This is a genomic window from Ornithinimicrobium pekingense DSM 21552, from assembly GCF_000421185.1.
Classification (GTDB): domain Bacteria; phylum Actinomycetota; class Actinomycetes; order Actinomycetales; family Dermatophilaceae; genus Ornithinicoccus; species Ornithinicoccus pekingensis.
In genome coordinates this window covers 2,868-15,237 of record NZ_ATWJ01000009.1, presented here as the reverse complement: position 1 = coordinate 15,237, position 12,370 = coordinate 2,868, and the positions used below count along the sequence as shown (strand labels likewise).

The 12,370-nt window shown below is 66.6% G+C and carries 16 protein-coding genes; 6 read left to right on the top strand and 10 right to left on the bottom strand.

Annotated elements, in window-relative coordinates; all coding sequences use genetic code 11:
* Positions 1–76 precede the first annotated feature (76 nt).
* Together K330_RS0107565 and K330_RS0107560 are read left to right on the top strand one after the other, a co-directional pair.
* Positions 77–334 carry a type II toxin-antitoxin system Phd/YefM family antitoxin gene (locus K330_RS0107565; protein ID WP_022921234.1) on the top strand — a complete coding sequence of 86 codons (258 nt, stop codon included), beginning with the start codon at positions 77–79 and terminating at the stop codon, positions 332–334.
* 4 nt (positions 335–338) lie between these two features.
* Complete coding sequence (locus tag K330_RS0107560; protein ID WP_022921233.1) at positions 339–596, top strand: Txe/YoeB family addiction module toxin; 258 nt, start codon at positions 339–341, stop codon at positions 594–596.
* A gap of 46 nt (positions 597–642) precedes the next feature.
* On the opposite strand, the gene K330_RS0107555 is transcribed toward K330_RS0107560, so the two are convergent.
* From K330_RS0107555 to K330_RS0107535, 5 genes are all read right to left on the bottom strand, one after another.
* Positions 643–969 (bottom strand): type II toxin-antitoxin system PemK/MazF family toxin, encoded by a 327-nt coding sequence (locus K330_RS0107555; protein WP_022921232.1) that lies wholly within the window; start codon positions 967–969, stop codon positions 643–645.
* Positions 966–1,217 carry an antitoxin MazE-like protein gene (locus tag K330_RS0107550; RefSeq protein ID WP_229665787.1) on the bottom strand — a complete coding sequence of 84 codons (252 nt, stop codon included), beginning with the start codon at positions 1,215–1,217 and terminating at the stop codon, positions 966–968. Before K330_RS0107550 ends, K330_RS0107555 begins: the two co-directional genes overlap by 4 nt.
* 70 nt (positions 1,218–1,287) lie before the next feature.
* Complete coding sequence (locus tag K330_RS0107545) at positions 1,288–1,791, bottom strand: hypothetical protein (protein ID WP_022921230.1); 504 nt, start codon at positions 1,789–1,791, stop codon at positions 1,288–1,290.
* A 110-nt stretch (positions 1,792–1,901) separates the two neighbouring features.
* Positions 1,902–2,186, bottom strand: a complete 285-nt coding sequence (locus K330_RS0107540; RefSeq protein WP_022921229.1) for a hypothetical protein — start codon at positions 2,184–2,186, stop codon at positions 1,902–1,904.
* A gap of 99 nt (positions 2,187–2,285) precedes the next feature.
* Entirely contained in the window at positions 2,286–2,660 is a 375-nt protein-coding gene (locus tag K330_RS0107535) for an NYN domain-containing protein (RefSeq protein ID WP_022921228.1), read from the bottom strand.
* A 160-nt stretch (positions 2,661–2,820) separates the two neighbouring features.
* Between K330_RS0107535 and K330_RS0107530 the strand changes: the two genes are divergently transcribed.
* Complete coding sequence (locus K330_RS0107530; RefSeq protein WP_022921227.1) at positions 2,821–3,432, top strand: hypothetical protein; 612 nt, start codon at positions 2,821–2,823, stop codon at positions 3,430–3,432.
* 107 nt (positions 3,433–3,539) lie between these two features.
* Here K330_RS0107530 and K330_RS0107525 read toward each other — a convergent pair whose 3' ends face one another.
* From K330_RS0107525 to K330_RS19910, 4 genes are all read right to left on the bottom strand, one after another.
* Positions 3,540–4,388 (bottom strand): hypothetical protein, encoded by an 849-nt coding sequence (locus K330_RS0107525; RefSeq protein ID WP_022921226.1) that lies wholly within the window; start codon positions 4,386–4,388, stop codon positions 3,540–3,542.
* Position 4,389: 1 nt separating this feature from the next.
* Entirely contained in the window at positions 4,390–4,962 is a 573-nt protein-coding gene (locus tag K330_RS19920) for an RNA polymerase sigma factor (RefSeq protein WP_022921225.1), read from the bottom strand.
* 965 nt (positions 4,963–5,927) lie between these two features.
* The gene (locus tag K330_RS19915) at positions 5,928–6,266 is read right to left on the bottom strand and encodes a hypothetical protein (RefSeq protein WP_022921224.1); all 339 of its coding nucleotides are present in this window, start codon (positions 6,264–6,266) and stop codon (positions 5,928–5,930) included.
* A 371-nt stretch (positions 6,267–6,637) separates the two neighbouring features.
* On the bottom strand, positions 6,638–7,822 hold the full coding sequence (locus tag K330_RS19910; protein WP_229665788.1) for an IS110 family RNA-guided transposase: 1,185 nt from the start codon (positions 7,820–7,822) through the stop codon (positions 6,638–6,640).
* 329 nt (positions 7,823–8,151) lie between these two features.
* Between K330_RS19910 and K330_RS0107505 the strand changes: the two genes are divergently transcribed.
* A complete protein-coding gene (locus tag K330_RS0107505; protein WP_156875736.1) occupies positions 8,152–8,781 on the top strand; it encodes an alpha/beta hydrolase in 630 nt (209 codons plus the stop codon).
* A 156-nt stretch (positions 8,782–8,937) separates the two neighbouring features.
* Complete coding sequence (locus tag K330_RS0107500) at positions 8,938–9,675, top strand: class I SAM-dependent DNA methyltransferase (RefSeq protein WP_022921222.1); 738 nt, start codon at positions 8,938–8,940, stop codon at positions 9,673–9,675.
* Positions 9,676–10,394: 719 nt separating this feature from the next.
* Here the strand turns inward: K330_RS0107500 and K330_RS0107495 are convergent.
* Positions 10,395–10,703: a hypothetical protein gene (locus K330_RS0107495; RefSeq protein WP_156875735.1), complete on the bottom strand. Its 309-nt coding sequence runs from the start codon at positions 10,701–10,703 to the stop codon at positions 10,395–10,397.
* A gap of 380 nt (positions 10,704–11,083) precedes the next feature.
* On the opposite strand from K330_RS0107495, the gene K330_RS22580 reads away from it, so the two are divergent.
* The gene (locus K330_RS22580) at positions 11,084–12,265 is read left to right on the top strand and encodes a serine hydrolase domain-containing protein (RefSeq protein ID WP_156875734.1); all 1,182 of its coding nucleotides are present in this window, start codon (positions 11,084–11,086) and stop codon (positions 12,263–12,265) included.
* The last annotated feature ends 105 nt before the right edge of the window (positions 12,266–12,370 follow it).

The following is a 12,370-nucleotide window of genomic DNA, read 5'->3' as shown; positions in this document are numbered from 1 at the left end:
AACGGTCGTGGGGCCTGTGGCCAAGCGTTGACGCACGCGTCCCGACGACGTACGGTTATCTGTACAGGAGGTCGACATGAAGACGATGAGCTACACCGAGTCGCGAGCCCGGTATGCGGAGGTCCTCGACAGCGTGACGGATGACCGCGAGGAGGTCGTGATCACCCGTGCGGGGCATGAACCGGTCGTCATCGTCTCCTTGGCGGACTACGAGTCACTGCGCGAGACGGCCTACCTCATGCGCTCACCCGCCAACGCCCGGCGGCTGCTTGATGCCATGGAGCGCCTCGAGGCGGGCCGGGGGCAGACGCGCCAGCTGCTCGAGACGGACTGACCGAGTGCTCCTGGTCTGGGACGAGAACGGCTGGGAGGACTACCTCTGGTGGCAGTCGCAGGACCGCAAGGTCCTCAAGCGCATCAACCTGCTGCTCAAGGACATCCAGCGGAACGGCAACGAGGGAATAGGGAAGCCGGAAGCGCTCAAGCACGACTTCGCCGGCTACTGGTCGCGTCGCATCACCGATGAGCACCGCCTGGTGTACAAGCTCGCAGGGGATGAGGTTCGGATCGCCGCCTGTCGGTACCACTACGGATGAGCTCGCGGCGGCAAATGCGGACGTTCGCAGTGGTCTCGCTCCTCAGCTACCTAGCCAGGCCGAGGAAAGCCATCAGGGCGCGCTCGACCTCCACGAGACTCTCAGGCGCCAGGCGGCCAACGCGCGTACCGACGTTCTCGCGGCGGACTGTGGTGACCTTGTCGATCATGACCTGGCTGTCGTGCTGAAGACCGGTGAGATCATCGGCGGCGACGCGTACGCGAAGCAGAGGGGCGTCGACCAGGGTCGTCGTCAGGGGCGCCACGGTCACCGAGGCAGTGCCCTCGAAGAGGTCGTCCTGCACGATCAGCGCGGGCCTCGGCTTGGAGGCGTAGACACCCCCGGCGACGGTCCACAGCTCGCCGCGCCTCACTCCTCGTCCCAGGGGGCGGTGACGGCTTCGACGAACTCCTGGTCATCGGACTGCTCGTCCGCCCTGGCGACCAGGGCCGCCTGACGTTCCGCTTCCAGTGCAAAGCGCTCGCTACGAACGTCCGGCACCCAGATCTGCACAGGTCGAAGGCCGCGTGCGCGCATCCTGCGCCGGTACTCGCTGACTCGATGCTTTACCGTCATACCCACCACGTTACATGTAACGAAGGTGCGGCGGAAGGGGTTCATGGCCCCAACCACGCCCGAAGACTCGGGTCCCCAGCGCAACCGCCGAGCGACCAGCGGCAAAACAGGGTGCTCAGTTCTTGGCGGCCGCTCCAAGCAACCGCGCGATCTCGGCGGTGAATTCGGACGTCGACATGGCGTGTATCGCCTCTGCCCGCGCTCGGCGAACGAGGGTCTGGTCGTCTGTGACCAGGCAAGCGCCAGCCCAGTGGGCCGCAACAGCTTGGCGGGCATCCGCTCGTTGACTGAGGCCTAGCCTCCTCAGAAGGAGAGCATCTTCCTCGCCCACAGGGTAGACAGCACCCGGGTAGGTCGGGCGCGCCCGCTTGGTACCTGGGTCCACTACTACAGCGGGCAGCCCCACGACGAGCGGTGACATCTGCTCCACAATCGCGAGGAGCTTCTCACGCCGGGCGTCGTCCTTGATCGCCCACAGGTCCTGGTACGTCAGTTCGGTGACAAGGAGCATTACGAGCCCGCGCCGATCAGCTTCTAGGACCCGCTCCCGCTGTTCCTCATCATCCAACAACGGATCGAAGGAACAGCCCTCGAGAAGGAACCTCTCCACCTGCGCCACGTAACCACCTTGCCACGCGACCGTCGCGTATGGCTCGAGGTCCGCGGTCGGACGCCTACTGCCTCAACCCTGCAAAGTCGGACGCAGGGATGGCTCCTCTGACTGGAGGATCATCGCCCCTTTGGTGCGCCACGATCCCACCAATCGATCGAAGGCTCGTTGCGGTTGACTAGGGACGCAGTCAACTCGACCGACCCGATGTTGCAGAACTTCCACAACTCCTTGGCAGCCCGCGAGTACTGGAAGAGCACCTGGTCGACCTCAAAGGCGTCCAGCTGGTCCGACCGGAAGGCATCGATGGCCTCACCGACCCGGTGCAGCAATCGGGCTAACTGGGCCTCGTGATAGGCAGCGACGGCCTCCCTCGCAGCTCGCCGATCCGCCTTGCTCGACACGATCCGAGGCTACCTCGTCGCCCGCCCCCAGACTCAGCACCAGGGCGCTCAGTCTCGTCAATGTTGGCGGCATTTAGGGACGTCCTGGCGGCTGCTCGGTCACAGCTGATCGAGAAGCCACCGCGGGCTTCTGCTGCTGGCGCCGGCCGCCTCGACCCGGTCGCGCAGCGCCCGGTCGGCGGTCACCACAGTGACTCCGCGCCCGTCGCCGATGGCGATCTCACTCTTGACCTCTTCAACGATGGCGTCGTCGCCCGACTTTGCGGCATGGACCGTGCGTAGGCGTCTTTCCTGGCCGGCACGGGGGCCACGCCTGGCGTCTCCCTCGAGGACCAAGACGACCTCGTCCTGGCCGGCCAGGTCGGTGGCTGAGAGAGCATCATGAAGCCGCCGGGCTGCGCCTGCTCGATCACGCCACCAGCCGTCAGGGCGACTGCCCACGACATTGGCCCCGTCGACGATCACAACCTGCATCTCACAAGGGTACGGACTCGTCAGACTGAGCTGAGCCAGCAGGCGATGACAGCACCGCACACGGCAGCGTGCGCGCACGCTCCACGCGGCAGTAGCGTGCGGCCACGCTCAGTGCGGCAGATGAGTGCGCGTTCGAGCCATCAACGTTAGTGTCGCCCGCATGGGCTTGGGCCAGGAGGAGATCGCCTCGTGCGTCTACGTGCTCGACCAACGGGTGGCTGTAATCAGGACCGCTCCCGATGCGCTGCCCCCGGTTTTGCTAGAGCAACTGCGCTCCGACTTGGACGTCGAGTTTGAACTGGCCGAGCCGCTCCCAGGCCGGCAGCAACGTCAAGAAGGTGCCTTATCCGTGGCCGGCGCGGGAACCAACGGCGTCCTCGTTCGCCTCACCGGCAACAAGAGCTGGCAGTCTGCTGCTAAACGACACGGTCTCGTCGCCCTCGTGCCAGTCCTCAACGAGCCGATGATGGATGACTACGAGGTTTTCACGTTGCAGCGCGCGCCGCTCACGTCAAGCGCTGCGCCAGAGAGCGGGCCACCAACAGCGCCCGCTGACCTGTTCTCCGCTTCCGTCGACCGAGACCTCTTCGAACAGCTCGTGAGCATGCCTTCAGGCGCACTGACCGATGACGCGGGCGACCTGAGTGTTGGTTCGCTTCGAATCGCCTGGGAGCTCGAAGACGCCGACACGATCAGCTTCTGGGTCCTCAGTGGTGAACCCGACGAGGTCACCGCCTTCCGAAGCGCCCTTGACGCCGCTTACGGCGAGTGACACCCCGTTTGCGACCATCCCCACGCGGCAAGGGGTGTTCCGCGGAACACCCAGAGTCGGTTTTGGAGCGACCGGTTCGCGGCAGATGAGTGCGTTCGGTGAGGCGACTACGGGACGTTCGGTCGATCGTCCACCTGGCTCAGTGGCACTTTCTCCAGCACTGTTCCATCCTTCAGCTCGAGGTCGAACGTCAGGGCTGGGTATCCGCTGTCGGACCAGGCCTTCTCCCACGGCCACCACGCGGCGAACCTGTCATGCACGATGCTTGCTTGGACTGGACCCAGATAGGGCGTGTTCACGACGACCCGGGCGACGTCGGTACCGACGCGTCCGGTTGTGACTGAGATCGCCTCGACGACGTCGTCGGGCGAGGGGTTGCTCGACCCGGTGGATATGGTGTCGTAGAGGGTCAGGGTGATGGAACGCTGGGATGGCTGCGCTGGTCCGGGATGTGCCTGAGCGGCGACGGCCCCAATGGCCTCCGGGTCATCTGCGCTGGTTTCCACCAGGCAAGTGGACTCGTGGCCCCGTGTGCCCTCACCGACGACCAGTGTGAGGTCGCCCCGCTGCTCGGTCAGAACCGGGTGGAGGTCGGTGCCCACGGTCTCAGGACCACTTCGCCACCAGGTGGCACACCACTGCGCCCCGGCGCTGTCAGTGCTGGCAGCAACACCACTGGGGTAGGCGGTCCACGAGGCGTAGGCACCCTCATCAGAGTCGAGCAGGACGAAGGTGGTCACGCCCAGGCTGGCGGCCGCAGCGGCCACCAGCCAGCGGGTGCGGGCCAGGGTTCGAGGCGCTGGTGTCGTGGAAGAATCTGTATAACTGCTTGAGGCCCAGTGGGGGTTCTCGCGGATGAGTTCGCGCAGGAGGTTGCGGGCCCGGGCTCCCTCCGCGAGGTCGGCGTCGACGTGGCGCCCAGGGTCCAGCTCACGAATGCGGTCCTCGAGAGTCATGTCAACGCCCTTCGCTCTGGTAGGTGTCCGGTGGAGTGTGCTGCTGACGGGCGGTGGTGGGGGGAGCCGGGTCCTTGGACACCCGCAGGTGGGCCCCGAGCACACGCCGCGCCCGCATCAACCGCAGGCGATACGCCACGGGTGAGACGCCAAGAATCATGGCCGCCTGCTGGCTGCTGAGCCCGTCGAGCACGGTCAGGGCGATGGTTTCCTGCTGGGCCGTGGTCAACCGGGTCCATGCGGCTTCCAGGTCCGCGCCCGCGATCACGCCAGCTTCGTGCCCGGGAACTGTCGAACAGGCGCGATCGTGGCTTATGAGTCGGACGGTGAGCGCCTGGTCACGACGGACGTGTCGGTGCCGGGCCAGGATGAGGTTGCGCGCAATACCGAACAGCCAGGCCCGTGCCTGACCGGGGTCGTCCGGCAGGTCGCCACGTCGTCGCCACGCGACCGTAAAGGCATCAGCCGCGACATCCTCGGCGACAGACAACTCCACGCGACGAGCCGCGAACCGGGTCAGGTCCACGTACGTCGCTCGGAAGACGCCCTCGAAGTGCTCCGCATCAGGACTCACACCAGTACATGCTGCGGCAAGTCAGCGCTGTTTCGCTCAGACCGCAACTCGGCGCTTGTCAGCCTCCCTCCACTCACGATCTTCTCGGCCCCTGCCTCCAGCACCCCGAGGACCAGGCTGGCCCGCTCCGGCCCAGATGCTGCAACGCCAGTGGCCGACCCTCCGAGGAGCAACGGCCCAGCTGGTTCCACTGCACAATCACTAACTCAACGTCCGGGAGTCGCACTGGGTGAAATGTTTAGACAACTGCGTCGGCGAGGGGCCGAACGATGGGGAGGCCCGCGTTTCGGCTAGCGCACCTTCGAAGGAGACTTCAACGGTGTCAGCTGGTTCTCGTGCCACGGCAAGCCGCCCGAAGCCGTTCCGGTGACCGCCCGACAGCAGTGTGACAGGACATGCCGCTTCGCCGGTGCCGGCGCGTCCATCGACGAGTCCGGCCCATCCCGTCAGCGGCAGGAGCGGACGCTACCGCGTCCGCAGTGCGGCTACATGAGCGGATGCACCTGAGAAGTACTGACACTTGCGCGGATTCATCTCTGGGCACGCCTTCGTCCTGGCCCGCCGCTCGGAGATGAGCGGTGGGGTCGTGGCGGTCACCGTTGGTGGGTGAGCCAAGACGACGCGCCTGAGGCGAAGGACTGACACGCGCCGCGTGCTGGCTGCCGCGTCAATCGTCGTCAGGCTAGAGGGGCCCTCTACGACCGGGTCGAGCACGCACTCGCCGTCGGCGCCGACCGATGGAGGCGCTTCGTGCGTCGGGACTAACGAGAGTCTGCCGGTGCAGGCGCCCATCAGTGATGAACTGGGGCACCGGCGGCGCGGGACGCGCTAGGCACACACTGACACCGTTCATCCACCGTCCGGACACGTTGGATGAACGGAGGTGTCAACCGCCCGAGCTCTGCGTGTTCGAGCCGGCGCGTCCCACGGACTGAGGCCCTCGCGTGCGGCCCACGCTCGACGCGTCAGGTCGAACTGCCCCCGCGTGCGACGTTCCGCTGATCGCGCATGTTGTCCCGTTCGTGGACCGCCGAAGCAGTTTCCCTGCGGGACTCCTTGAGCCCACGGCGAGCGTCATGACCGCGGCGCGAGGATCGGCTCGCGCCAGCGAGGACCAGGCTCAGGCCCAGCATCGCCACTGCCCCGACCACGATGCCATAGAGGAAGAGCGTCCCCGTCGTACCGTCGACGGCGAAACCGAACACAGAGAAGGCGTCGGTCAGTGGATCGCTGTTAGTGAGTACCCCTGCGATGCCAACGATCAGGGCGATCAGCAGGAGAACCAGGCCGAGGATGACAAGCATCAGTGCATTCCTTCCGCCCTGCACGGCGAACGCCGCGTAGTTTTCAGGCTACTCCCGCCCGAGCGACCTGTCGACGGTCCGGCAGCGGCCACGGGGCTCGAACGCACAAAGAGTCTGCCCTCGCCGCACTCGTCGGAGCAGTCGCTCTCCCCCTCGCCGCACCCGCCGACCCCTCTCTCAGGTCCGCATTTGCGCAAGAAACTGCGACGGATCCCTCCCGTAAATTGAGCTAGAACACCAACTGGGTTGCCCCGGACGCAACGTGCCGCAAGCGGCATGGTCGGACGCTACGCGTTCACAGCGGCAGACATCACAGGTTCTGGCGGTGTCAAGCCGCGGTGCTGAGGTGGTGGGCCCAGGCGGTGTTCTCGTCATAGAAGGTGCGGTGCCGGAGGCAGCCGTGGAGGATGCCGACCCAGCGGTTGGCGAGCTGGCGGAGCGCGGTTTGGAGACCGATGCCGCGGGCACGCAATGACTGGTAGTAGGCGCGGGCACCGGGCGATCCGCGCATGGAGCAGAAGGCCCACTGCTGGACGGCGTCGCCGAGGCGCCGGTTGCGGGCGTACCTGGCCAGGACCACTTCGGGTGCCGGAGGCGCGGGTGATGGGCGCGGTGCCGGCGTAGGCCTTGCGGCACGTGGCGTCGGCGTAGCGGTCGGGGTCGTCACCGAACTCACCGAGGATCCGGGCGCTGAGGATCACACCGAGACCGGGCAGGCTGGTGTAGATGTCAGCGTCCCGGTGCCGGCCAAAATGCTCGTCCACCACCTGCCCGAGCCGCTCGATCTGGGTGTTCAGCACGGTGATGAGCGCTACCTCGGAGGCCACGACCGCGGCGTAGGCGTCCTGCACCGGGGCAGGTCGTCGCAGCTCGGGTGCGGTCAGCACTTCCCGGATCGTCTCGGCGCGGGTGGTCACGTCGCGACGGTTCGCGGCGGTCAGCGCGCGGACGATCTTTGCCCGGGACAGCCTGGCGGCGGTGTCCGGGTCCGGTGCCAGGGCGAGCAGCTGCAGTGCCTCCGGGGCGTCCAGCCCCTCGAACGCCCTCATCGCGGCCGGGAAGAACTCCCGCAGCGCCGAGCGCAGGCGCAGCACGTGCCGGGTCCGGTCCCAGATCAGCGACTGGTGGGCGCGTGCGCTCACCTTGACCGCCTCCCCGGTGGCGCTGTCGCCGGCGACCGGGCGGTGGTGGGCCCGGTCCAGGCGGACGATCTCGGCCAGCAGGTGAGCATCCGCGGTGTCCGACTTCGCCCCGGAGGTCGAGTACCGCTCCCGGTACCTGGCCACCGACATCGGGTTCAACCCGTACACGGTGTACCCGGCCGCGACCAGCGCCCCGACCCACGGGCCACGGTCGGTCTCGATGCCGACCACCACCTGGGCGGCCGCGCTGGCCGGGTCAAGGTCGGCCCACTCCGGTGGTGCGTGCTCGCCGAGCAGCGTGTGCAACCGCGTCACCCCGGCCAGCCCCTCGGGTAGTCGTCTTCGCGCCAGCACCTTCCCGTGCTCGTCGACGATCTCGACGTCGTGGTGGTCCTCGGCCCAGTCATCACCCACGAACAACATCGCACCGTTCTCCCTCGCCTCGTCGCGACCTCTGCTCGGCAGCGTGGCGGAAGACTCCCGGCGTCCTAATGGTCAAGTGCTCACCCGCACCATCCGGGGGCACGTCATCCCAGCAGCGGTCACGCCTCCTCACGACCGGCGGGCGCACGGTCTGCCGCGAGACCTCGAGGGTCAGTAGCGGAGAGTGCTGACCCGCCGGCCGCTACCAGGACCGAGCCTGCCAGAGGCATCGGCAGAACCCATTAGGAGCGGATACTGCATCCGATCCTGACGTCGTCGTCCGGACGCCCCAACCTCAGCATCTGGGGCACCATGGCGTGGTGCTCGAATCCACCGAACTGCGCTCGTGGATATGGCCGACGCCTGAGAACCTGGCGCCTGTGGTCCTGCTGCACGGCAGCGGACAGGACGAGAAAACGCTTCTGAGCTTCGCCCGGGCCGCCTGCCCGGGCCACACGATCATTTCTGTGCGGGGGCGCATCGCGTGGGGGGAGGGGTTCGCCTTCTTCCGCCGCAACCCCGACCGCACTCTCGATGAGAAGGATCTCGAGCACGGAGCTGCGGCCATCCAACACCTGCTTGAAGGTCTACAAGACGCGTACTCCGAGTTGCCGATCTTGCTCGGTTTCTCGAACGGGGCCATCGCAGCGGCGGCGGCAGTCGTGCGCGCCCCGGATCTGTCAGCGGGTGCGGTTCTGCTGCGGCCGTTGTCCCCGTTTCCTGACAGGGTCTTCCCGCCTCTGAGCGGCTATCCGGTCCTCCTCGTGAGTGGAGAGAGCGACGCACGGCGTAACCCATCTGATGGACCCGAGCTCGCGCGTCAGTTCGAGTCCGCGGGCGCAGAACCGTCGCTGGTCGTGCTACCCGTCGGCCACGGACTGACGACCGCGGATGAGGACGCGGTGACGAGGTGGCTGCCCAAAGTTCGGCGCCCACGTGAAGCGCGCTGAATGTCCTTCACTCACGCTGCCGTCTGACGGGAGGCCACCAGTACAAGATGCCGGCCTCCGGCAAGCGTGGCCTGGCCGACGTGACCCCATTCGCGGCAGTCCGCACGTTTTGCATATCTACTTGCTCAGGTTGAGCCGCTTCGTCAGGCTCGGGCGATGACCTCCAGTGACTTGTGGGACGCCGGTACCGCCAGGCGCTATGACGACGCCTCGTCGCCCATGTTCAGCCCGGAGATCCTCGACCCCACGGTGGACTTTCTCGCCGAACTGGCCGGAAACGGGCAGGCGCTGGAGTTCGCCATCGGGACCGGTCGGGTAGCCGTCCCCCTGCTCCAGCGCGGCGTGCCAGTGACTGGAATCGAGCTCTCGGAACCGATGGTCGAGCAGCTGCGACGGAAAGCATCCACTACCGAGATCCCCGTAGTTATCGGCGACATGGCCACCACCCAGGTAGAGGGCGTCTTCTCCCTGGTGTACCTCGTGTTCAACACACTGGGGAACCTGCGCACGCAGGCGGAGCACGTCGCATGCTTCCGTAACGCAGCGCGCCACCTCGCTCCTGGTGGACACTTCGTGATCGAGCTGTGGGTCCCGGGCATCCGTCGCTTCCCGCCCGGGCAGACGGCCGTGCCCTTCGAGGTCACTGAACGCCACACCGGCTTCGACACCTACGACATGACCACCCAGCAAGGCACGTCGCACCACTACTCGAGGGAGCCCGACGGGTCATACCGGTACTCGACGAGCAACTTCCGCTACGTCTGGCCGGCCGAGTGTGACCTCATGGCCCAGCTCGCCGGGCTCGAACCGGCCGGACGGTGGGCCGACTGGGCCCGATCGGACTTCACCTCCGAGAGCACCAGCCACATCTCCGCATACCGTCTGCCCGCATGACGGAGCGCGGCAGAAGAGGATGCCGGGACGTCGGCCTCAGTGCAGCCTTCGGGAACCGCGAGCGATGGATGGACCAGTGACCGGAGATGAACCGACGAGGGCGGCAGTCCGGTTCGATGCTGTGTCCGAGCGGCGGGCGGCTCGTCGCCCTCGCCAGCAGCCGGTTCCGGTCAGGGTCAGAAAAGCAAGGGTTGCGATCCACCATCCGGGGTGGCTCGGTTCCCAGTCCTGCAAGTACGCGGGGTCGCCCAACTGCGCGTTCAAGTGCGCCTGCTGTGCCGCGTAAGTATGCTCGCCGATCACTTCACCGAGGATGACTCCCACGCCGTATCCACCAAGGCTCCAAGGCACTGAGCGGGGCGCGAGCAGGGCCGCGATCAGGGCCAAGGGCCCAAATAGAACGGGGATTGCCTCGGCGGCCCAGTGGGGGGTGTAGAGCAGGGCCAGTGGTCCGGTGCCGAGCCAGAAGGCTAGGCCGAAGCTGGCGGTGAGGACGAGGACGGCGGTTCCCCTGCTGCGCATGACTGAACGTAGCGCCAGTTCGTCTGACCGCACCAGGACAGAGGGTAGAACGCGACCGAACCGTGACGTTGCGACCAGACCCGTCCGCATCTCGACGGCGATCCGAGCCTCCTCACCAGACTCATGGTCGGACGCTGCGCGCCGACAGCGGCATGAGCGTGAAACCCACCAACCTTCGCCGGGGCCGCCGGTCGATCTCAATGTCGGGGGCCCGACATCGGCTCGTCGGAGTCAGGTTCTTCCCACGGGCCGAGCTCCCAATATGGCGGGTCCTCCGGTATCCCGGTCTCATCCCAGATCGCCTTGGACTGCGCCTCGTCCAACCAAGAGATCGTGAAGTCCGTCTCTGCTCCACTCGGCAGACCCAGAGCCGCCATGACGTGCAGCTGCTTCACCTCCCAGCGCATTCGGCCCGCACGCGCGTCCTTGGAGAACTCGTACGCCTCGGTGTCTTCGATGCAGAACTCGTGCGTGCCGTCTAGCCAGGTGATCACGAACGTCGGCATCGGGACACGGCGTAGAAAGGCGAATCCCGTGCCTGCCCAGAGGAGCACAGAAGCGACGTGTCCGACCTGCTCTCCTCGCAGCAATAGGCGGCCTACCCGCTGCTGAAAAAAGTCGAACTCCGGGGACTGTGGTTGCCGACGTGCCCACATGACGATCCCCTCTCTGCGCACCCGTCTCACCGCTCAGTAGCCCGGTACCCTACCGCCGCCGCACTGGTGATCTTCGGGAACGGGTCCGAGGACGCGACGCAACTCCTTCATCCCTGGGCCTAGCGCCCGACCCGCGGCAGTTCCGGATGGTTCGGCGGCTGCTACGAGGAGGCGGACGCACGGCACCTTCGTGAGCTGCGGGCGTGTGAGGCGTTGTGCAGGGTGTGGCGGTGGGTGCACCATCGAGGAAGACGGTTCAGGGCGGTGGGCGGCTGATGATTCGGGCGTGGATGGCAGTGGTGGCCTCGGGCCTGTTGATCACTGGGTGCTCATCCGAGGGGCCGGTCACCTCGGACGGGGGTGCCGCAGCCTCGCAGCAGATCCAGCCACTGGACTGCGAGGCCCCCGTCGGCGGGGCGAGCACGGCCGGAACCGCAAACCCGTTGTCTGTGCAGGACCACCTTGAGAAGGCCACCCAGTCGATGTCCGGGGGTGTGGTGGTCGCGCTCGGCACCGCTGAGGGTGTGCTGCTTTGCGCTGCCGGACGCGCGGACTCTGCCGGTACCCCGCTGAGCACCGGCGACGTGTTTCGTATCGCCAGCGTCACCAAGACGTTCACGGCGGTATTGGTGATGCAGCTGGTCGAGGAGGGACGCGTGAGTTTGGAGGACCAGGTGACGGACGTGCTGCCCAATCTGACGATGGCGAAGGGCGTGACGGTTCGACAGCTGCTCAACCATTCCAGCGGCCTGCCAGAGTTCCTCGACACCTCCTTCGAGCAGGCCGTGCGAGAGGACTTCGCCCGCAGTTGGACCGCGGCCGAGGTCGTGGCACGGCTGGACAAGGGGGAGCGCGAGTTCGAACCGCCGGGCGCCCAGCACCGCTATTCCAACACGAACTACTTGGTGGCTGGCATGCTCGTGGAAGAGGTCACCGGACAGCCCTTGTCAGAGGTTTTGCGTGCCCGCATTACCGAGCCGTTGGGCATGGGCCATACGGGGTTGGGGCCGGACCGGCCAGAACCGGTCACCGGCTTCGCCCCCGCGCTGCCTGGGGGGAACACCGAGGGTATTTCCTACCGGGCGTTGGAGACCGCCACAGGCGCTGCGGGCGGGATGGTCTCCACAGCCGCGGACCTTGTCACCTTCGCCACCGCGCTGGCCGATGGTCAACTGGTCTCTGCCGAAAGCCTGGCTGAGATGACCGACTTCTCATTGGCCGAAGACGGGATGGGCGTCGGGCTGGGACTCATGCAGGACGAGGGCGGAATGATCCACCACGAAGGGCGGCTCGGCGGGTACGGATCGCTCATGATCCTGCCGTCTCCGACCAATGACATGGTCGTCGTCCTCAGCAACGACATGTACGTCAATATCGCCGACCTCGCTGAAGACCTCATGCCGACGTCCTGAATCGCCGGAGGCGGCAGTAGCGTGCGGCCACGCTCAGTGCGGCAGTAGCGTGCGGCCACGCTCAGTGCGGCAGTAGCGTGCGGCCACGCTCAGTGCGGCAGTAGC

Bases quoted from the DNA above. Each gene is read 5' to 3' on its own strand.
- K330_RS0107525 (WP_022921226.1), bottom strand. From the start codon at position 4,388: ATGACTCTCGAGGACCGCATTCGTGAGCTGGACCCTGGGCGCCACGTC.
- K330_RS0107500 (WP_022921222.1), top strand. From the start codon at position 8,938: ATGACCTCCAGTGACTTGTGGGACGCCGGTACCGCCAGGCGCTATGAC.
- K330_RS0107550 (WP_229665787.1), bottom strand. From the start codon at position 1,217: ATGAACCCCTTCCGCCGCACCTTCGTTACATGTAACGTGGTGGGTATG.
- K330_RS19915 (WP_022921224.1), bottom strand. From the start codon at position 6,266: ATGCTTGTCATCCTCGGCCTGGTTCTCCTGCTGATCGCCCTGATCGTT.
- K330_RS0107495 (WP_156875735.1), bottom strand. From the start codon at position 10,703: ATGCCGACGTTCGTGATCACCTGGCTAGACGGCACGCACGAGTTCTGC.
- K330_RS0107535 (WP_022921228.1), bottom strand. From the start codon at position 2,660: ATGCAGGTTGTGATCGTCGACGGGGCCAATGTCGTGGGCAGTCGCCCT.
- K330_RS0107530 (WP_022921227.1), top strand. From the start codon at position 2,821: ATGGGCTTGGGCCAGGAGGAGATCGCCTCGTGCGTCTACGTGCTCGAC.
- K330_RS0107565 (WP_022921234.1), top strand. From the start codon at position 77: ATGAAGACGATGAGCTACACCGAGTCGCGAGCCCGGTATGCGGAGGTC.